The sequence below is a fragment of the Burkholderia sp. AU30198 genome (genome assembly GCF_020419825.1).
In the GTDB taxonomy this organism is placed as follows: domain Bacteria; phylum Pseudomonadota; class Gammaproteobacteria; order Burkholderiales; family Burkholderiaceae; genus Burkholderia.
On the sequence record NZ_JAIZSA010000015.1, the window covers coordinates 97,633 to 115,410 of the forward strand.

Here is a 17,778-nt window from a genome sequence, read left to right on the forward strand (position 1 = left end):
CCTCTTTGTCAGTGAGTCAGGAAGGATGCGGTTAGCCGTCTAGCCGTTCGCCTCGATTGGTTCGCTGGTCCGTATGGTCAGGATCACCCTGGAGCGAGTCCTTGACCTTTAGGTCAAACTGTCCGCCGTTGGCGAGTTTGACCTGATAGGCCGGCGTACCGGGCTCATGGTCTTTCACGACGACTCGTCCGAACTCATCCGTCACCCCTTGTCCGATTTTTGCTCCACCCTTGTATAGATCGTACGGCTCGCTCACGTATTGATGTGCCTCACCGGGCAACGCCCCCAACGCGAAGTGTAGTTGCTCCTTTTCTGGTGGTAGCGCCGGAATATTCGGCGTACTAACACTATCCGGTCCCGTGAGCGTGCGGGTCGCCGAGTGCACCTCGAAGCCGCCCGACGTGCCGCTCTTGATCTGTCCTGCTGTCCAGCGGGTATAGCTGCCACCACCGTTGATCTCGACTTCCTGCTGAGCGCTGATGGTGATTTTGTTCGCTGTTACCGTCACGTTCAGTTTCGCCAACAGATTGATACTGTCCTTCAGGGCCTTCACGTCGATGTCGCCTGCGGCTGCAACGAGTCGCATGCCTGCTTCGGCGACAAACAGGCGCAACGCGCGGCGCGCACTTGCGAAGAAACCACCACCCGTACTGACCGACACATGCGCGCCGGCGGTAACGGACGTACTCTTGCCGCTGCTGACGTGAATCAGTTCCGGTGTGCTGGTAGCGACACCGGCAGGACTTGCGAGCACCAAGTGCGGTTGCTCGAACTGCTTCAATGAACCACCACCCTGGATGCCTTTCGCCTGCGCCTTCAGCGCTCCGGCGATGGATTTTTGCTCGCCGTCCTGCGCGCCCGCCGATTGTGCGGACTGCGCGAGGCTCGTTGCGGTGTCCTGGGCATTTGCCAACTGAAGATTGACTTCATCGACGCTGAATGCATCGCCGCTCGCCCCGGGCCGGGGATGGGTCGTCAGGAGCAGCCCGCGTGCACCGCGCACGGCCGCATTGCCGTCAGTGCGAAGCTCGACCCCTTCGCCGCGCTTCTCGCCGCGACCGGCCGGTTCACTCACGCGCGTGATATAACCTGCGTGGAAGCCCGACTCAAGGTGGTCGCTGCGTATTTGCGTTTGCACCTGCCCCTGAGTGTCGTCTTTCAGCCAGACATTGTTTTGCACACCGCCGATTTCTTTACTGACGAATCCCGATAGCGGGTGCTGGTCGGGCAAGTTCCACTGCGGCCGATTTGCGCCGTTTCCGACGCGGGCCGTGATGATCGGTCTATCCGGATCACCATCAAGGAACGACACGACCGCTTCGTCGCCGATTCTGGGGAGCTGGATGCCCCCGAAGCCGCCGCTTGCCCACGGCTGCGCGACACGCACCCAGCACGAACTGCGCTCATCGCGCTCGCCGATCCGATCCCAATGAAACTGGACCTTTACGCGACCAAACTCGTCGGTATGGATTTCCTGACCTTGCGGCCCGACGACAGTTGCCGTCTGCATCTGCATGACAGGCTTGCGATGTTCGAACGGACTGCGGAAGGGCAAGGACTTGCGTTGCGTTTCGATCTCGACGAAGTAAAAACCCGTGGAGCCGTCCGGATGAGTGACACTAGCCGCCTGCGTTGCGTCTGCAATCTTGCCTTGGAGGCTACCGGGCAAGTTCGCATGATGGCTGGACCCCGGAAGATTATTTTCAATCAGCCAGTTGGCCTCCAGAACCACGAACTCGCGTCGAGATGTGGAATCCTGATCATGCTCCGGGTGTCCGGTTAGCTCGAACCATCGTCCGGCATCGACTCCACGCAAGCCGCCTGTGCCATAAAACCGTTCTGCGCGTGACTCCCATTCCTCCATGCGGATTTTAGTCAGGTGCTCACCGCGATCGTCCTTCAGATACGTATAGGGGCCGGTGTATTCGTAGACTTCCAGCTCCTCCGGCAACTCGTGCGACAGTGTGGGCACGTGGGTGCCTTTCGGATTGGCGAGTGATGATGGACTCTTATAATCGAACGTCCGGGTCGCCAGCACGGCGCTATGCAAACTTCGCGTGCCCGACCAATGCAGCAGCGCGTCAATCTCGCTGTTCAAACCGTCGCGTGAGAACGATACCGTTTGCGGCGCCAGCGGTTCACACGTGTCCAAGTGGTCGGTGATCGTCAGTGTGTGTGACTTGCCGTCCGCGGCTTGTTTCCAGATACCGAACAGGCCCTCCGCTTCCATCAACCGGTGAACAAAGGTCCAGTCGTCTTCATATTGCGTGCAGTACGAACGTGGTTCGAGGGGCTTCGAAATTGCGAAATTGAACTGTCCTTTCGCTCGGGAATGCGCATTGAAAACGTCGGTCAGGATTTGATCGATCGTTTTATCCTGCCAGATGCGCTGGTCGCGGCGAAATTTGAGGAAATACATCCACGATGCAAAACGAATCTGGTAACTGGTCAACCCGCCTTCCGAGCCTAACCGCCTGACCGAATAAACATAACCGTGGCAGGGGAGATAGGATTGATTGGTCTGATGGAGCCAGAGGGTGACAGGCTGACCAATCAACTGTTCTAGCTTGATATCGCTGTTGGTCGACTGGACATCGAGCGTGAACTCAAAATGTCGGCCAATGCGTGACCATCCCGCAACCCGTTGCGGTAACAGTACGTCCGGGCCGAGCGGCGTATCGAGCTTGACCAGCCTCTCATTCTGGATCAAGCCGCCACGAATTGCCCTCACAATATCCTGCGCACTCATGTTCCGCCCCTTTATTATTTTTGCCCACGTATCGTCATTGATTTGACATACTGGGCCGGCCGATTCTACAGCCTATTGGCCTGACGATTGCAAGAAATGGCAAGGTGTAGAACGCTGATTCCGGTGCTTTATCTGAAAGACTCGAGCCCGAGCAGCGGCGTGCGCACGCACGAGATGTGGCCGATCCACTGGAGCTGCCTGATGCGCAAGGATCATCCGCTCGCGAAGGGGCCGCTCACGCTGAAGCGCTTCCTCGCGGCGCGGCATCTCGACGTCGGGTTTTCCGGCATGCGGGTGCCGGTGTACGACAGCCTGCTCGCCGCGCACGGCCTGCAGCGCAATCTCGTCCTCACGCTGAATGCGTACTCGCCCGCGCTGGCGATCATCAGGGAATCGGACTTCATCGGCGTGCTGCCGACCACACTGCTCGATCTGTCGATCCATGAAAAGGAACTGGTGTCGCGGCAACCGCCGGTGCGCATGTCCGCGCGGCCTTACTGCGTGATCTGGCATCAGCGCTGGGACAGCCACCCCGCGCACCGCTGGCTCCGGCAGACGATCGTGTCGCTGTTCACGCGCCCCGCGGAGCAGGCGGGCCACCCGGCGCGTCGCCCGCTAGACACGCGGGCGTGCCGCCTCAGACGTTCGACACCAGCAGCCTGATCCCCGCCACACCGAACACGACGGCGAGGCACGCTTCCATCGCGCGCCGGCCGCGCACGTACAGCCGGCGCGCGCCGTCCATCGAGAACACGAGCGCATAGCCGCCGAACACCAGGCACCCGATCACGAGGCAGCCCGGCACGACCGCGCCGTGCGACGCACCCGCGCCGTTCGACGACAGCGCGACAATCGACACCCACACGAGGATCGCTTTCGGATTGGTCAGGTGCAGCATCGCGCCGCGTACATAGAAGCGCGACAGCCGCTGCTCGCCCGCTGCGTTCAGCGACGCCGCCGCCTTGCCCGACAACGCAGTGCGCCCCGACTTGAACGCGAGCCACAGCAGGTACAACCCGCCGAACAGCTTGATCGCGACCAGCAGCTTCGACCACGCCAGCAGCGCGGCCGACACGCCGAGCGCCGCCACCGTCGCCCAGAACATCGACCCTGAAATGACGCCGAGCGCGAACGCGAGCGCGGCCTTGCGCCCCTGGTTCGCGGCAACCGACATGATCGCGAGATTGCTCGGCCCGGGGCTGGCCGTACCGATGAAATAGGCGGTGTAGGCCAGCAGCAGGTTGGCCGAGAAGAAGGCGTGGACGCTCATGTCGAACCTCGCAGGGATGATCAGGAGATTGTTGGCAAACGCGCGCCGTCTGCCCATGGACAATTGGCCGGCAATTCGCTGGGCCAGTTGGGCGGACGGTCGCGCCACCGGATCGCCGCTGGCGAATCCGTCTCGGTTTTGAAACACTCGTCACATTCGCCAGCGGTTTTCGCCGACCGTCGCGGCCGTCCCGTCCCGCCGCGTGCGGCCGGCCGAACGCTTGGCAGGCGCAGGCGGCACGCACCGGCCGCGCCGTTTCGTCAATCCGACGAGGAACACACCGCGCAATTTAACCCGCCGTTACGTTACATCCGTGAAGCATTTCGCCCCGCCGCACCGCCCGTCGCACCCGACCGGCATCGCGCCGCGCATCTCGATGGCCGCCTCGCGCCCCTCCGCCATCCAGTACCGGCGGGACTCGGCGCCCTGCGCCGCAGCGCCGCTCAACCATGCTCGACCATCGTTTCGCGGCGCTGGTACGGAACCTGCGTTCCGTTCGGGGGACAGCCGCGCCGTTCACCGCGCGGACACGAATACACCCTCGGGCACATCCACCGGATACGCCCGATCGATCCGCGCAAGCAACGAGGCCCTTCATGGATGCGCTGCCCAATTCGTCCGACACGTCGTTCCAGCTCTTTCTCGCGAAACTGCTCGAACAGCCGTTGCCCGACTGGACCGAAAAACAGCAGATGGAACTCGAGATGGCGCGCTCGCTGTCCACCGAAATGGTCCACCTCGCCGAGGACATGCGCGGCCGCACGCCCGATCTCGCGCGCTGCCTCGTGCTGCTCCGCTACGCGAAGGTGCTCGACTTCATGCTGACGTCGCTCGCCGCGCACCGCGACATTCATCCGCAGACGCTGCGCACGCTGTTCCGGCTCGCGAACCTGAAAGTCGACGATGCGTATCCGGCCTGAGCCGGTACCACGCAGCGGCTGGCGCACGCGGCAAGCGCGGCCACGGCAGCCATGCCCGATTCGTGCGCATGCCCGATAATCTCGCCGCATGAGCATCAGGAACCGGAAATCCCGGCTGGCCGGCGCACTCGGCGTGTTCGTGAAGCGCTACGGGCGCCGTGCGCAGAAGCATCTCGACCCGAACGATCGCCGCTACGATCACGACGTCGAGCGCACGATGCGGCGCTTGTCGCCGGCCGACCTCTCCGATCTGCTGGCCGACGATGACGCCAGCGCGGACGACGCCGACGCCGGTTTCGCCGATGTGAAACGCACGCCGTGAACGCGCTCGACTTCGACCGGATCTGGCCGGCCATCTGCGAAACCCCGGCCTGGTCCGTGACGAAAGGCCAGGGCAGCTTTCTCACATTCGAATTCGGGCAACCCGCGCTGCATGTCAGGGAGCCGCTCGCCGGCGCGCGCGGCTTGTCGGCGGCGGCGCGCGACCGGCTCGCGTCGCGGCACGTGACGATCACCGGCAACGGGCATCTGTGGATCTGTTACTGCCATTGGTCGATCTCGCTCGACGGTCACGAGCTCGCGCACAGCGAATCCCGATCGGGCGACATCGCGGCCGCCGCGCAACGTCTCGACGGGCAGATCCTGCAATCGGTCGCACCGCGCGCCCAGCCGGGTTCATGGGCGTTCGACTTCGACCTCGGCGGCAAGCTGACGACCTGGCCCTACGGCGACGACCCGGCGGACGAACAGTGGCATCTCTACGACCGGCGCTCGGGCAACGTGCTGACCGCCCGCGCGGACGGCAGCTGGTCGTATGGCCCGGCGAACGCGCCGCCCGGCAGCGGCGCGTGCGGCTCCGACTAGCCGCCGCGGACACGCCCGATCCGCTGCCGGCGGCACGCCGGGCCGATGCCGCGCATCAGCGTGACGGCCGCCCCCTCCCCGCAAACGGAGGTACAATCGCGCGCCATGAATGCACTTCGCCGCTTCCTGCTCCGGCACGGTGTCGCGCGACAGCTTCTGTGGGGGTTCCTCCTCGTGACGCTGCTGTCCCGCGCGCTGATGTCGGGTGCCGTGATGCTCGATCCGGATGGTCCGGATGCGGGCTCGGTGGTGCTGTGTTCGGGCCGCGGCCCGCTGATCGTCAACGTGGCCGCGCTGGCTGCCCATTTCGATGCCGGCGCGCCGATCACACCGGCCAACGACGCGCTGGCGCTCGCCGATGCGCTCAAGCATGACGCGCATGCCGACAACACGGCGTCCTCCGGAAACGGCGACAGCCTGTGTGCATTCGGTGCCGCGCTGTTCACGGCGCTCGCGTCGTTCGTGCTGCTGGTGTTGCTGTTTCCCGCCGCCGCGCCGCGGCGCTTCCGGATTCACTTCGACAGCATTCCCTTCGTGCGATCGATCTTCGACGATCGCCCACCTTCCCGCGCGCCTCCTCTGTTCTGCTGACGGTTCCGTCCAGCGGCTCGTGCACGTCGATGTGCATGGGCCTGCACGCCATTCGTCTCGTACGACCTGATTCAAGCGTTCACCCGCATGCCCGCATCGCGCGGGCGACGCCGTCATGCGCCCCTTCCGCGCATGGCGTTGCGCCGCCCGTTCCGCCGATGCGCGCAGGCGGGCGCGACGCACGTTGACGTCCGCCGGCCCGCGCCGGCGTGGCCGCTCAACGAACACGAGGAGCTGACACCATGTCGACCACCGTCGAGCGGGCGATCTCGCCCGCCCAATCCGCCCACGCCGGTTACCGCACGCTCTGGCGCTGGCACTTCTATGCCGGCCTGTTCGTGATGCCGTTCCTGGTGGTCCTCGCGATCACCGGAACGCTCTATTGCTTCCAGCCGCAGATCGAGCCGCTGCTGTATCCGCACCGGCTCGTCGTCGAGCCGCGTGCCACGCCGCGGCTCGATCCCGACGCGCTGCTCGCGAACGCGCGCACCGCGATGCCGGCCGGCGCGACGCCGGTTTCCGTCCAGGTCTCGACCGCGCCGGACCGCAGCGCCGAATACGTGTTCCGGCTGCGCGACGGCAGCCGCGAGAGCGTGTACGTGAACCCGTACGACGGCAGCGTGCTCGGCACGCTGAGCGTCGAGAACCGCTTCATGCAGATCGACCGGATGCTGCACCGCAAGCTGCTGCTCGGCAAGACGGGTGAACTGCTGATGGAGCTCGCCGCGTGCTGGACCTTCGTGATGATCGGCACCGGCATCGCGCTGTGGTGGCCGCGAGGCGCTGCGCGCGTCGGGCAGGCACTGCGCCCCGACCTGTCGCTGCGCGGCCGGCCGCTGTGGAAAAACCTCCACGCGACAGCCGGCATCTGGCTCGCGGCGGGCACGGTGGCGTTCATCCTGACGGGGCTGCCGTGGTCGGGCTCGTGGGGCAAGAACTTCAAGGCGCTGGCCGCGACCGTGAACCTCGGCGCGCCGGAAGGCGCATGGGGCGGCGGGTCGGTGCGCTCGACGCGCCCGGGTGCTGCCGCGGCGCCCGCGCCTGCCGAGGCCGCTGCGCCGTCCGGCCATCATCACGAATCCGGCGAGTCGATGCCCGGGATGGTGATGGACGACCTGCCGTTGCCGCAAACGCCGTGGGCGGTCGGCAACGTGCCCGTCCCGCATTCGCCGTCGGCACCGACGCCGGCACCGCTGCCGCTGGCCCGCGCGATCGCGATCGTCGCGGGCCTCGGCGTGACGAGCGGCTACACGCTCGCGCTGCCGTCCGGCGCGGACGGCGTATTCACCGCGTCGTACTTCCCGGACGACCCGAAGGCCGAGCGGACGATCTACATCGACCAGTACAGCGGGGCCGTGCTGAAGGACATCCGCTATGACGACTATGGCGCGGTTTCGCGCGCCGTGTCGTATGGCACGTCGCTGCACATGGGCCGCTACTTCGGGCTCGCGAACCAGATCGTCTGCGCGGTGCTGTCGCTCGGGCTCGCCGCGATGGCCGTCACGGGCACCGTGATGTGGTGGAAGCGCCGCCCGGCGGCCAAGCTCGGTGCGCCGTCGCGCGAGCGCGGCAGGCCGCCGATGCGCGGCTGGATCGCGGGGCTCGTGCTGCTCGGCGTCGTCTTCCCGCTGATGGGCGCGACGATCGTCGCGGTCTGGCTGCTCGACCGTCTGCTGTTCGGCCGTGCGGCACGCGCGGCAGCGTGATCGCGAAGCGATTCCACCGATTCGAAGGATAACGAAACATGAAGTTCAGATTGATGCTGCCCGCCGCGTTTCTCGCGGCCTTCGCGCCGGCCGGGCAAGCCCAGGAAAGCGACGCCAAACAAACCGGCACCACGCTTGCACCGATTCGCGTCAATGCGCAGAAGGCGACGCCGCTCACGCAGCCGCTCGATACGGGCAGCCGACTCGGCCTGACATCGCTCGAAACACCCGCGAGCGTCGAGCAGATCGACCGCAAGACGCTCGACACGCGCGGCGACAGTTCGATCGTCGACGCGGTGAGCCGCGCCACCGGCATCAGCGCCTCACCGCATCCCGGCAACGGCGGCTCGGAGCTCGGCGCGCGCGGCTTCGTCGGCGCGTCGTCGGTCACGCAGCTCTATGACGGCGTGCGCCCGTACGGCGCGATCGGCATCACCTTTCCGTTCGACACGTGGTCGGTCGACCACATCGACGTGCTGCGCGGCCCGGCTTCGGTGATCTACGGCGAAGGCGCGATCGGCGGGGTCGTCAACATCGTGCCGAAGAAGCCGACGCGCGGCGCGATCCAGAACGAGCTGCAGGTGGGCGGCGGCACCGAGGGCACGGCGCGGGCCGCGTTCGGCAGCGGCGGCGCGATCAACGACAAGCTGTCGTACCGCTTCGACATCAGCGGCAACCGCTCGTCGAACTGGGTCGACCGCGGCAATTCGCGCAACCTGTCGATCTCCGGCGCGCTGCGCTATGACGTGACATCCGACCTGTACGTGACGGCGTCGTATGCGCAGGGCTTTCAGCATCCGATGCAGTATTTCGGCGTGCCGCTCGTCAACGGTGCGCGCGATCGCGCGCTCGACAAGAAGAACTACAACGTCGGCGACAGCGACATCGCGTTCCGCGACAGCTGGGCGACGGTATCGGCGAACTGGCAGCCGAGCGACAGCCTGAACGTGACGAGCACGCTGTACCGGATGAAGAGCAACCGTCACTGGAAGGATGCCGAGTACTACACGTACCTGCCGTCGACCGCGCAAGTGCGGCGCAGCAGCTTCACGGAGATCTTCCACGACCAGGAGCAGTACGGCAACGTGACGGCGGCCACCGTGACCACCGCGCTGCTCGGGATGCGCAACACGTTCTCGGCGGGCTTCGAGTTCAATCACACGACGTTCCAGCACGACAACAACTCGCCGTATTCGGGCACGTCGACGGTCGATCCGTTCAACTTCGATCCGGGCAGCTTCATCAACACGGCCGGCACCTTTCCGAAGTACCGCAGCCAGGCGAACCAGTACGCGCTGTTCGCCGAGAACCGGCTGGAGCTCACGCCGCGCTGGTCGGTGATCGGCGGGCTGCGCTACGACCACGCGAGCGTGAACCGCGACGATCTCGTGAACGGCGGCGCGTTCACGAAAGTCTTCGCGAACACGGGCTGGCGCATCGGCACCGTGTACGACGTGCAGCCCGGCCTCGCCGTGTACGGCCAGTATTCGGTCGCGGCCGATCCGATCAGCTCGCTGCTGTCGCTGAATGCGTCGAAGGCGAACTTCACGCTCGCGACCGGCCGGCAGATCGAGATCGGCGTGAAGCAGTCGTTCCTCGGCGGCAAGGCGGAATGGGCACTGGCCGCGTACCGGATCGTCAAGAGCAATCTCCTGACGGCCGACCCGCTGAACCCGAACCAGTCGATCCAGGTCGGCCAGCAGTCGTCGCGCGGGCTCGAGGCGACGGTCGGCGCGGAAATCGCGAAGGACTGGCGCGTCGACGCGAACGTGTCGATCCTGCGCGCGAAATACGACGACTTCCAGCAGACGTCCGGCGGCACGACGGTCTCGCGCGCGGGCAACGTGCCGATATCGGTGCCGCAGCGGCTCGCGAACCTGTGGGTGAGCTGGCGCTTCGCGCCGGACTGGACGGGCATCGCGGGCGTCAAGTACGTCGGCAAGCGCTTCGCCGACACCGCGAACCAGCTCGTGATGCCGTCGTACACCACCGTCGACCTCGGCCTCGCGTGGAAGCCGCGCAAGGACACGACGATCACCGCGCGCGCCTACAACGTGTTCAACCGGCGCTTCGTGCAGTCCGCGTACTACAACGAGACGCAGTACCTGCTCGGCAACGACCGGCGGCTCGAAGTGGTGGCGAACTACCGGTTCTGACGCGACGCGATGCAGTCCGCGCCCGCGCCGCCGATCCGCCACGGCGGACGACGCGGGCGGGCCGGGCCGGATCGCGCGGCGGACACGTTCATTCGAAAAAGGAGAATGCCGGATGGCTACGATGGCGTGGCACTACACGGTCATGCTGCACTTCGAGTCGATCGTCATGAGCGAAGTCATCATGCCGAACGCGCTCGACATGGCGCCTGAAGCGAAACCCGTCGCCTGGTTCTCGCGCAATCCCCACTGGGAGAAGATGGCCAACAGGCGGGCGATCGATCCCGTGACCGGCGATCGCGTGACACTGACGATGTGGCAGACGCGCCAGGCCGGCGGCGGGTTGGTGCGCTTCGGGATCGATGCGACGAAGCTGCTTCACGACCAGACGCTCTGGCAGCGCGCGCGTGTCGATGACGCGGCGCGCGACGCACTCGTCACGGAGGGTATGCGGCAGGGTGCGGACCCGCTCGAGTGGTGCGGATCGGTGAAGCCGGTGCCGGTCGAGCGGCTCGTCATCGAGTCGCTCGACGATACGTACCGGTGGCGCACTTTCAAATGGTAGGGAGACGCCGCGCGGCCAGCGCGCTGCACGCCTGTCGCGACGGCCGACCCCGCCGGAACCCGGCCGCGCATGCGATGGCCGGGCCATTGTCCGGTCGCGATATCGCGACCCTCGCCGCGCCCTTCAGTCTCCGGCGCGCGAATGGAACCTGAGCGGCTGTTCGTCCAACGGCGCGGGCGCGCCGCCAGTGTCGCAGGCGCCACAGGTGCTGCAGCCGTCGCTGCAGCCGCCGCCCGCGGCGGTGCCCGGCATCAGGCGCGCGCCGAGCCAGCGCAGCGCGCGCGGCCGGCCCGGCCGCGACAACGCGAGTGCGGCGGCGCGCTGGCCGCGCGCCGCGAGTTTCGGCGCGAGCTTGCGGAACATGAAGAGCACGCTGGCGGCGACCAGCACCGCGATCGCCGCGTATTGCCAGGCAAGGGCCGCGCTCATGTCAGCGCCCGCGCGATCTGGTAGGTGGCGAACGACGCGGCATACGCCATCACGAACATGTAGCTGAACGAGATCGCGACGTTGCGCCAGGAGCCCGTCTCGCGACGGATCACCGCCAGCGTCGACATGCATTGCGGCGCGAACGCGAACCACGCCAGCAGCGACAACGCGCTGGCGACCGAGAAGTTGGCGGCAAGTGCGTGGCCGACGCTCGCGATGTCGGCGTCGCCACCGCTCACCGCGTAGACCGTCGCGAGCGCCGCGACGGCGGTTTCGCGCGCGGCGAACGCGGGGATCAGCGACAGGCTGATCTGCCAGTTGAAGCCGAGCGGCGCGAACACGTACTGCAGGCCACGCCCCAGGTAGCCGGCGAACGAGTAGTCGATTGCGGGGCCGACCGCGCCGGCCGGCGGCGACGGGAACGTCGAGATGAACCACATCAGCACGGTCAGCGCGAGAATCACGCCGGTCAGCCGCTTCATGAAGATCGAGCCGCGCTCCCACAGGCCGATCGCCACGTCGCGCACGCGCGGCAGGCGATACGACGGCAGCTCCATCAGCAGCGCGTGCTCGCCCTGCGGGCCGCGCACCTTCTTCATGATCCAGCCCACCAGCATCGCGCCGCCGATGCCCGCCGCGTACAGCACGAACAGCACGACGCCCTGCAGGTTGAAGACGCCCAGCACGCGCTGCGACGGGATGAATGCGCCGATCAGCAGCGCGTACACCGGCAGGCGCGCCGAACACGTCATCAGCGGCGCGACCAGGATGGTCGCCAGCCGGTCGCGCGGGTCGGTAATGCTGCGGGTGCCGAGCACGCCGGGAATCGCGCAAGCGAAGCTCGACAGCAGCGGAATGAACGAGCGGCCGGTGAGCCCGACCGACACCATCATCCGGTCGAGCAGGAACGCGGCACGCGGCAGGTAGCCCGACTCCTCCAGCACCAGGATGAACAGGAACAACACCAGGATTTCCGGCAGGAAGCCGAGCACGGTGCCGAGCCCGCCGATCAGCCCGTCGGTGACGAGGCCGCGCAGCGGCCCGTCCGGCAGGTGTGCGCCGGCCAGCGTGCCGAGCCACCCGAAGCCGTCGCCGATCGCGTCGGTCATCGGCTTGCCGATCGAATACACGGCCTGGAACACCAGGAACATCACGGCCGCGAGAATCACGAGCCCGAGCACCGGATGCAGCGCCCAGCGGTCGATTCGATCGTCGCGTACGTCGGTGGCGCGCGGCATCACGACGGCGGCCGCGAGCAGCGCGCGCACGCGCGTGTGGATCGCGTCGGGATCGGCCGTGCCGGTCGCGGCCGGCTGGCCGGCCGGTGCCGCGGGCGGGTTCGCGACGGCGCGGTCGAGCACGTCGACGAGCCGGCTCGCGCCGCCGCGCCGCACGGCCACCGTCTGCACGATCTGCACGCCCAGCTCGCGCGCCAGCAGGTCGACGTCGATCCGGATGCCGCGGCGTTCGGCCGCGTCCATCATGTTCAGCGCCAGCACGACCGGCCGGCCGAGGCGCTGCACTTCGAGCACGAAGCGCAGGTGCAGGCGCAGGTTGGTCGCATCCGCCACGCACACCACGAGGTCGGGCGGCGCTTCGCCCGGGTGACGGCCGAGCAGCACGTCGCGCGTGATGCGCTCGTCGGGGCTCGTCGAATCGAAGCTGTACGCGCCGGGCAGGTCGAGCACCTGGATCTGCCGGCCCGACGGCGCAACAAAACGTCCCATCTTGCGCTCGACGGTGACGCCGGCATAGTTCGCGACCTTCTGCCGGCCGCCGGTCAACTGGTTGAACAGCGCGGTCTTGCCGCAATTGGGGTTGCCGACCAGCGCAATACGCAATGCCGTGGCGCTCATGACTGGCCGCCCTCCTGCACGCTCACGCTGACACGTTCCGCTTCGGCGCGGCGCAGCGCGAAGCGGGTCGAGCCGACCTGGATCAGCAGCGGATCGGCGCCCCACGGCCCGCGCGCCACGACGCGTACCGGCTCGCCGCGCACGAAGCCGAGATCGCGCAGGCGCTGGGCGATGGGGTCGTCGGGCCGCGCGTCGTCGACATGGTCGACCAGGGCCGGCGTGTGTTGGGTCAGATTCGAGAGGCGCATGGCGGGGAGAACGCTACGGAAGAAAAATGAAAATCGTTCTCATTATAAGTGGCCACGCACAATCGCGACGCGACGGTCGGCACGAACCTGGGCGACCGCGATGTGACATCAGGGTGAAGCAGGCCCCGGTGCGAGGCCCTCGATGTTTGCGGCCGTGGATGCTGCCTCAAGGCGCGCCGGCGGTCGGCGCTGTTTGGCCGAGCACCGCGGCGAGTCCGAGCGCCGCGCGCATGACAGCGGCCTCGGCTCAGAGCACTGCGTCGAAGTGCCGCTGCGCGGCGGGATAGCCGGGATCGTGCTGTTCGGCGCGCAGGCGCAGCGCAGGCAGCGCGACCATCCGGTTCCAGCCGCCGGGCAGCGGCGCGCACGCGACGCACGCGAGTTGGGCCGCGAGGACGCGGCCCTACACCAGCCCGAGCGGCCGCGCGCCGGTGAGCGCCGTATCCCGCCGCACGTTGTAGAACCCCGTGACGAGCACGACGGCGAACGCGCCGGTCGCGACGGCAAACAGGAGGTCTCGCCCGGCCACCAGCGCGCTCTGCGCGTCGACGAGCACGCCTGCCGTCACTTCACCGTGAACGCGTAGTGCCCCTGCGTGCGGTGGCCGTCGAGCGCGACGGCCACCCATGCCACCGTGTAGATGCCCGGCGTCAGCGGGTTCAGCGCGACGGACATGTGCTTGCGGTTCGACGCGTCGACTTCGGCTTTACCGCTCGTGACGGCGTGGCCCTGCGCATCGGTGACGGCGATCGAGCTGAACGCGGGTTCGAGCCCGTCGTCGAAATCGATCGCGACGCGTGGCGGCGACGCGGTCACCGTCTCGCCCGCGGACGGCGCCTGATGCGTCGGAAAGGCATGGGCATGCGCGAACTGCGCGCCGGCGAGCATCAGCGCGGCAGCAGCCACACGCATCGTGGTCAAGCGGTTCATGTGGTTTCTCCGTCGATCAGAAAAGCGGCTTGCCGAGCGAGCCGGGGAACAGGTCGTCGAAATACAGATGCGCATCGAAGAGCACGCCGACATGATGGCCGCTCGCCCGGTTGACCGGAATCTGCGCTTCGACACCGAATTGCCCATAGCGATTGAGCCACAGGACACCCGGGTTGAGCGTCCCCGTCGTCTGCCCCGAACACGCGCCCGCGGTACAGGTGCTCATCGGTGCCTCGACGACGAAGATCATGTTGCTGAGCGGTTGCGGCAGGCCGAGATTCTTCACCTGCTGCTGCAGGTACGGGATGCTGTATTGCAGCGTCACGCCCCAGCCGAGCGAATTCGGCCCCTGGTCGGACGACGCGGTGGTCAGGTTCGGCCCGAGCTCGGCCGTGAGCGCGAGCGGGCGCAGGTAGCCGAGCGACGCGGGCAGATCGCCGAAGCCCTTGCCGACATAGACGGCCGGCGTGAAGGTCGAGTACGGATTCGCGATCGATTTCGCGCCGGTGCCGCCGATCTGGGTTTTCAGGCCGACCGACGCCATGAATTCGTGAGCGGGATTCACATAGGCGAGGTACTTCACGCCGAGCGTCACGTTGTCCCAGCCCTTCGCGGAGCCGCCGTCCGGGACGTTCTGCGACACGTACTGGCTGGCGACGCTGAACGCGAGGTTCTTCGTGATCAGCTTGTCCCACTCGTACGACACGGTATTGACGTTGAAGCTGTTGCCGCTGTCGTCGGTGGACTTGATGTGACCGAACTGCGTGTCGAATTCGTCGCCAACACCGGGGTCGTCCACGGTCATCGTCGCAGGAAAGACGCGATCGCCGACCACGGCGTGCGCGTGTGCGAAAGAAGCGTGGGACAGGCCGGCCAAGGCGGCCAGCAGCGCGGCACATGCGCGGGGCGCGTGCCGTTCGTTCAAGCGGGGCATGTTGTGTGTTCTCCGGTTGTCGTTCGATGCCGTCGCGCACGCGCGCGACGAACGGCCGCTCGCTCCGAGTGCGAAGCGGCGGCGTGTCAGGCAGGAAAATCAGACGAACTCAGGAGAACGCGGGCGGCGCACGCGATTGCGCGACGGTATGGACGAGACGGATGCGGGCCGGAATCGATGCCGACACGATCGGCCGCTGCGCATCCGGAAGCGGAACGGCGAAGGCGACGGCATGGCCCGGCAGCGCGGCGGCGTGAGCAACGAAGCTGCAATATGGACAAGCTTGCCAGTGCGCCTTGACGCCATGCGCGGGCTTGCCGTCGTCGTGCGCGACCACCGCTTCTTCGACGCTCGCCGTGCAATAGACGGCCAGCGCATCGACGAGCCGGTGACGCGACGCCATCATCTGCGAGACCGCAGGGGCGAGCGCCATCATCAGGATTGCGATCAATCCGATCAGGCTGCCTGGCTTGCGGAAACGGGCGACGTGCATGACGCGCGACGAGGATGTCTGGCGATGAAGGTGGTGGATTATGCCACGCTGAAATCACGCTCAGGCGCCTGAATAATGCAGTAAACAGGCTCGATATTTCGGAAAGTCATCCGAAAGGATCGAGCCTTGAAACGACCCGCCAGGCGGCGGGCCGATCCGTGCGGGGCGGTCGATGCAGCCCTGCGCGCACACGTCACGCACGCGTGCCTGCCGCGCGCCCCGCCATCCACTTTCGGTAGCGCCGCGTCTGGCACTGCGCAGCCATTTGCTGGCCGACCAGCGCGCGCAGCGGCGACACCTGCGGGTGCGTGCGGCGGCCAACGCTCAGCCGCGTCAGCTGGAACTTGACGACGGCCATGTTGGCCAGCGCGCCCAGTGCCTTGTTCTTCCAGCGAATCGGCTCCAGCACCGGCGCGCTGTCCTTGCCGGCCCGCCAGTCGCGCGGCAGGTTCGGCTCGATCGACAACGCGGTTGCGATGCCGACCATCGCCACGCCGCTGTCGACCACCTGCTCGGCAACCGCGCGGCGCCGGATGCCGCCCGTGACCATCAGCGGCATCCGAGCAACGGCCGTGATGTCGCGCGCGAATTCGAGGAAATACGCTTCGCGGGCCAGCGTGCGTCCGTCGCGCGCCTCGCCCTGCATCGCCGGCACTTCATAGCTGCCGCCCGACAGTTCGACGAGATCGACGCCGAGCGGATTCAGCAGTTCGACCACGCGCTTTGCATCGTCCGCGCTGAAGCCGCCGCGCTGGAAATCGGCCGAGTTCAGCTTGACCGCGACCGCAAACTCCGGCGACACCGTCGCGCGCACGTCCCGCACGATATCGAGTAACAGGCGGGCGCGATTCTCGACGCTGCCGCCCCACTGATCCTGCCGGCGGTTCGTCAGTGGCGACAGGAACTGGCTCAGCAGATAGCCGTGCGCCGCGTGAATCTCCACGCCGGTGAAGCCGCTCTGCTCCGCGAGTTGCGCGGCGCGCACGAAGCGCTGCTGCACGTCGGCGATATCGGTTGGCGTCATCTCCTTCGGCACCGGGAACTGCTTCGACAGCGCGCCAAGCGCGAGCGGCACGGCCGACGGCGCGAGTGTCGTCTGGCCGAGCGCCGCCTGCATCTGGCGCCCCGGATGGTTGATCTGCATCCAGACATGCCCGCCGCCCGAGCGTGCCACCTGCGCCCAGCGGCGGAAGCGGTCGAGATGCGCATCGCTCTCGAGCACGACGCCGTTCGGCCCCGTCATCGCGCGGCCGTCCACCATCACGTTGCCGGTCAGGATCAGGCCGACCTGGCCATCGGCCCACGCCTGATACAGGCGCAGCAACGCGTCGGACGGTGCGTGGTTCGCATCGGCCATGTTCTCTTCCATCGCGGCCTTGGCCAGACGGTTCGGAATCACCGCCCCGTTGGGCAGTGTCAGCGGTGTAAACAGGTTCATGGAGGGCACCCTCGATTGACGATGCCCAACGATAACTTTAAAGTCAACTTCAAGGTCAAGCGTCATTTGGAGCACACCATGAAAATCGGCGAACTGGCGAAAGCAAGCGGCCTTGCGGCATCGCGCATCCGTTTCTACGAAGCAAGCGGCCTGCTCGAACCGGCCCGTCGGCAGGCAAACGGCTATCGGGAATACGGGTCGGAAGCGTTGACGCGGCTCGCGATCATCGACCGCGCGCAGCGCGCGGGCTTTGCGCTCGACGAAATCCGCGCGGTGCTGCCGCCCGATCTCGGCGCGTGGCCGCGCGACGAACTGCTGGTCGCGCTGCGGCACAAGGTCGACGAAATCGCGCTGCTCGAACAGCGTCTCGCGCAGAACCGGCAACATCTGCAAGTGCTGATCGAGGAGATCGTGAACAAGCCGGAGGGCGAGGATTGCGCGGGCGCCGCGCAACGGATGCTCGACCGGCTGTGCGCGCAGGCCGACGAGCCGCCGGCACCGGTGCCCGTGCCCGTCCCGCGGCCGACGCGCAAGCGCGCATGACTGGCTACACAGCGTCACCCGACAAATACACAACCTGCGCTGCGGCGAAACAAGACGACGCGTGCCCGTCGGCTTCCACAGCGCGACCT

The 17,778-nt window shown here is 66.9% G+C and carries 19 protein-coding genes; 9 read left to right on the forward strand and 10 right to left on the reverse strand.

The genetic code is table 11. The features are described 5' to 3' along the window. Positions 1–31: 31 nt before the first annotated feature. Positions 32–2,749: a type VI secretion system Vgr family protein gene (locus tag LGN19_RS28315; protein WP_226218379.1), complete on the reverse strand. Its 2,718-nt coding sequence runs from the start codon at positions 2,747–2,749 to the stop codon at positions 32–34. A 96-nt stretch (positions 2,750–2,845) separates the two neighbouring features. Here LGN19_RS28315 and LGN19_RS28320 point away from each other — a divergent pair, with 96 nt between their 5' ends. Continuing rightward, positions 2,846–3,412, forward strand: coding sequence for a LysR substrate-binding domain-containing protein (locus tag LGN19_RS28320; protein WP_226218380.1), 567 nt, complete (start codon positions 2,846–2,848; stop codon positions 3,410–3,412). Here LGN19_RS28320 and LGN19_RS28325 read toward each other — a convergent pair. Next, positions 3,387–4,019, reverse strand: coding sequence for a LysE family translocator (locus LGN19_RS28325; protein WP_175034772.1), 633 nt, complete (start codon positions 4,017–4,019; stop codon positions 3,387–3,389). The genes LGN19_RS28320 and LGN19_RS28325 overlap by 26 nt on opposite strands. A 596-nt stretch (positions 4,020–4,615) precedes the next feature. Between LGN19_RS28325 and LGN19_RS28330 the strand changes: the two genes are divergently transcribed. From LGN19_RS28330 to LGN19_RS28360, 7 genes are all read left to right on the forward strand, one after another. Further along, positions 4,616–4,939: a hypothetical protein gene (locus LGN19_RS28330; protein ID WP_021162626.1), complete on the forward strand. Its 324-nt coding sequence runs from the start codon at positions 4,616–4,618 to the stop codon at positions 4,937–4,939. 88 nt (positions 4,940–5,027) lie between these two features. Continuing rightward, positions 5,028–5,261 carry a hypothetical protein gene (locus LGN19_RS28335; RefSeq protein WP_174963475.1) on the forward strand — a complete coding sequence of 78 codons (234 nt, stop codon included), beginning with the start codon at positions 5,028–5,030 and terminating at the stop codon, positions 5,259–5,261. Continuing rightward, complete coding sequence (locus tag LGN19_RS28340) at positions 5,258–5,803, forward strand: hypothetical protein (RefSeq protein ID WP_226218382.1); 546 nt, start codon at positions 5,258–5,260, stop codon at positions 5,801–5,803. Before LGN19_RS28335 ends, LGN19_RS28340 begins: the two co-directional genes overlap by 4 nt. Positions 5,804–5,908: 105 nt before the next feature. After that, the gene (locus LGN19_RS28345) at positions 5,909–6,394 is read left to right on the forward strand and encodes a hypothetical protein (RefSeq protein ID WP_226218538.1); all 486 of its coding nucleotides are present in this window, start codon (positions 5,909–5,911) and stop codon (positions 6,392–6,394) included. 242 nt (positions 6,395–6,636) lie between these two features. Continuing rightward, a complete protein-coding gene (locus LGN19_RS28350) occupies positions 6,637–8,100 on the forward strand; it encodes a PepSY-associated TM helix domain-containing protein (RefSeq protein WP_226218383.1) in 1,464 nt (487 codons plus the stop codon). A gap of 38 nt (positions 8,101–8,138) precedes the next feature. Next, positions 8,139–10,256: a TonB-dependent receptor gene (locus tag LGN19_RS28355; protein WP_226218385.1), complete on the forward strand. Its 2,118-nt coding sequence runs from the start codon at positions 8,139–8,141 to the stop codon at positions 10,254–10,256. 112 nt (positions 10,257–10,368) lie between these two features. Continuing rightward, positions 10,369–10,818, forward strand: a complete 450-nt coding sequence (locus LGN19_RS28360) for a hypothetical protein (protein ID WP_226218386.1) — start codon at positions 10,369–10,371, stop codon at positions 10,816–10,818. Positions 10,819–10,941: 123 nt separating this feature from the next. On the opposite strand, the gene LGN19_RS28365 is transcribed toward LGN19_RS28360, so the two are convergent. The 8 genes from LGN19_RS28365 to LGN19_RS28400 all read right to left on the reverse strand — a co-directional run bounded on the left by LGN19_RS28365 (position 10,942) and on the right by LGN19_RS28400 (position 17,146). Then, on the reverse strand, positions 10,942–11,247 hold the full coding sequence (locus tag LGN19_RS28365) for a DUF6587 family protein (RefSeq protein ID WP_226218388.1): 306 nt from the start codon (positions 11,245–11,247) through the stop codon (positions 10,942–10,944). Next, positions 11,244–13,103, reverse strand: coding sequence for a ferrous iron transporter B (gene feoB / locus LGN19_RS28370; RefSeq protein ID WP_226218390.1), 1,860 nt, complete (start codon positions 13,101–13,103; stop codon positions 11,244–11,246). The genes LGN19_RS28365 and feoB overlap by 4 nt, the downstream gene beginning before the upstream one ends. Further along, positions 13,100–13,351, reverse strand: coding sequence for a FeoA family protein (locus tag LGN19_RS28375; RefSeq protein ID WP_031402528.1), 252 nt, complete (start codon positions 13,349–13,351; stop codon positions 13,100–13,102). Before LGN19_RS28375 ends, feoB begins: the two co-directional genes overlap by 4 nt. A 403-nt stretch (positions 13,352–13,754) precedes the next feature. Continuing rightward, positions 13,755–13,919, reverse strand: a complete 165-nt coding sequence (locus LGN19_RS28380; protein WP_226218392.1) for a hypothetical protein — start codon at positions 13,917–13,919, stop codon at positions 13,755–13,757. Next, positions 13,916–14,281 carry a copper resistance protein CopC gene (locus LGN19_RS28385; protein ID WP_226218393.1) on the reverse strand — a complete coding sequence of 122 codons (366 nt, stop codon included), beginning with the start codon at positions 14,279–14,281 and terminating at the stop codon, positions 13,916–13,918. Before LGN19_RS28385 ends, LGN19_RS28380 begins: the two co-directional genes overlap by 4 nt. A gap of 16 nt (positions 14,282–14,297) precedes the next feature. Then, positions 14,298–15,215, reverse strand: a complete 918-nt coding sequence (locus LGN19_RS28390; RefSeq protein WP_226218395.1) for a hypothetical protein — start codon at positions 15,213–15,215, stop codon at positions 14,298–14,300. Between the two features lie 109 nt (positions 15,216–15,324). Next, positions 15,325–15,708 carry a DUF2946 domain-containing protein gene (locus LGN19_RS28395; protein ID WP_174959124.1) on the reverse strand — a complete coding sequence of 128 codons (384 nt, stop codon included), beginning with the start codon at positions 15,706–15,708 and terminating at the stop codon, positions 15,325–15,327. 193 nt (positions 15,709–15,901) lie between these two features. After that, complete coding sequence (locus tag LGN19_RS28400; protein WP_226218396.1) at positions 15,902–17,146, reverse strand: NADH:flavin oxidoreductase/NADH oxidase family protein; 1,245 nt, start codon at positions 17,144–17,146, stop codon at positions 15,902–15,904. Between the two features lie 78 nt (positions 17,147–17,224). Between LGN19_RS28400 and LGN19_RS28405 the strand changes: the two genes are divergently transcribed. Beyond that, the gene (locus tag LGN19_RS28405; RefSeq protein ID WP_122948759.1) at positions 17,225–17,689 is read left to right on the forward strand and encodes a MerR family transcriptional regulator; all 465 of its coding nucleotides are present in this window, start codon (positions 17,225–17,227) and stop codon (positions 17,687–17,689) included. The last annotated feature ends 89 nt before the right edge of the window (positions 17,690–17,778 follow it).

Coding starts and splice junctions, on each gene's coding strand:
- LGN19_RS28315 (WP_226218379.1), bottom strand. CDS start 2,749: ATGAGTGCGCAGGATATTGTGAGGGCAATTCGTGGCGGCTTGATCCAG.
- LGN19_RS28320 (WP_226218380.1), top strand. CDS start 2,846: ATGGCAAGGTGTAGAACGCTGATTCCGGTGCTTTATCTGAAAGACTCG.
- LGN19_RS28325 (WP_175034772.1), bottom strand. CDS start 4,019: ATGAGCGTCCACGCCTTCTTCTCGGCCAACCTGCTGCTGGCCTACACC.
- LGN19_RS28330 (WP_021162626.1), top strand. CDS start 4,616: ATGGATGCGCTGCCCAATTCGTCCGACACGTCGTTCCAGCTCTTTCTC.
- LGN19_RS28335 (WP_174963475.1), top strand. CDS start 5,028: ATGAGCATCAGGAACCGGAAATCCCGGCTGGCCGGCGCACTCGGCGTG.
- LGN19_RS28345 (WP_226218538.1), top strand. CDS start 5,909: ATGAATGCACTTCGCCGCTTCCTGCTCCGGCACGGTGTCGCGCGACAG.
- LGN19_RS28350 (WP_226218383.1), top strand. CDS start 6,637: ATGTCGACCACCGTCGAGCGGGCGATCTCGCCCGCCCAATCCGCCCAC.
- LGN19_RS28355 (WP_226218385.1), top strand. CDS start 8,139: ATGAAGTTCAGATTGATGCTGCCCGCCGCGTTTCTCGCGGCCTTCGCG.
- LGN19_RS28360 (WP_226218386.1), top strand. CDS start 10,369: ATGGCTACGATGGCGTGGCACTACACGGTCATGCTGCACTTCGAGTCG.
- LGN19_RS28365 (WP_226218388.1), bottom strand. CDS start 11,247: ATGAGCGCGGCCCTTGCCTGGCAATACGCGGCGATCGCGGTGCTGGTC.
- feoB (WP_226218390.1), bottom strand. CDS start 13,103: ATGAGCGCCACGGCATTGCGTATTGCGCTGGTCGGCAACCCCAATTGC.
- LGN19_RS28375 (WP_031402528.1), bottom strand. CDS start 13,351: ATGCGCCTCTCGAATCTGACCCAACACACGCCGGCCCTGGTCGACCAT.
- LGN19_RS28385 (WP_226218393.1), bottom strand. CDS start 14,281: ATGAACCGCTTGACCACGATGCGTGTGGCTGCTGCCGCGCTGATGCTC.
- LGN19_RS28390 (WP_226218395.1), bottom strand. CDS start 15,215: ATGCCCCGCTTGAACGAACGGCACGCGCCCCGCGCATGTGCCGCGCTG.
- LGN19_RS28395 (WP_174959124.1), bottom strand. CDS start 15,708: ATGCACGTCGCCCGTTTCCGCAAGCCAGGCAGCCTGATCGGATTGATC.
- LGN19_RS28400 (WP_226218396.1), bottom strand. CDS start 17,146: ATGAACCTGTTTACACCGCTGACACTGCCCAACGGGGCGGTGATTCCG.
- LGN19_RS28405 (WP_122948759.1), top strand. CDS start 17,225: ATGAAAATCGGCGAACTGGCGAAAGCAAGCGGCCTTGCGGCATCGCGC.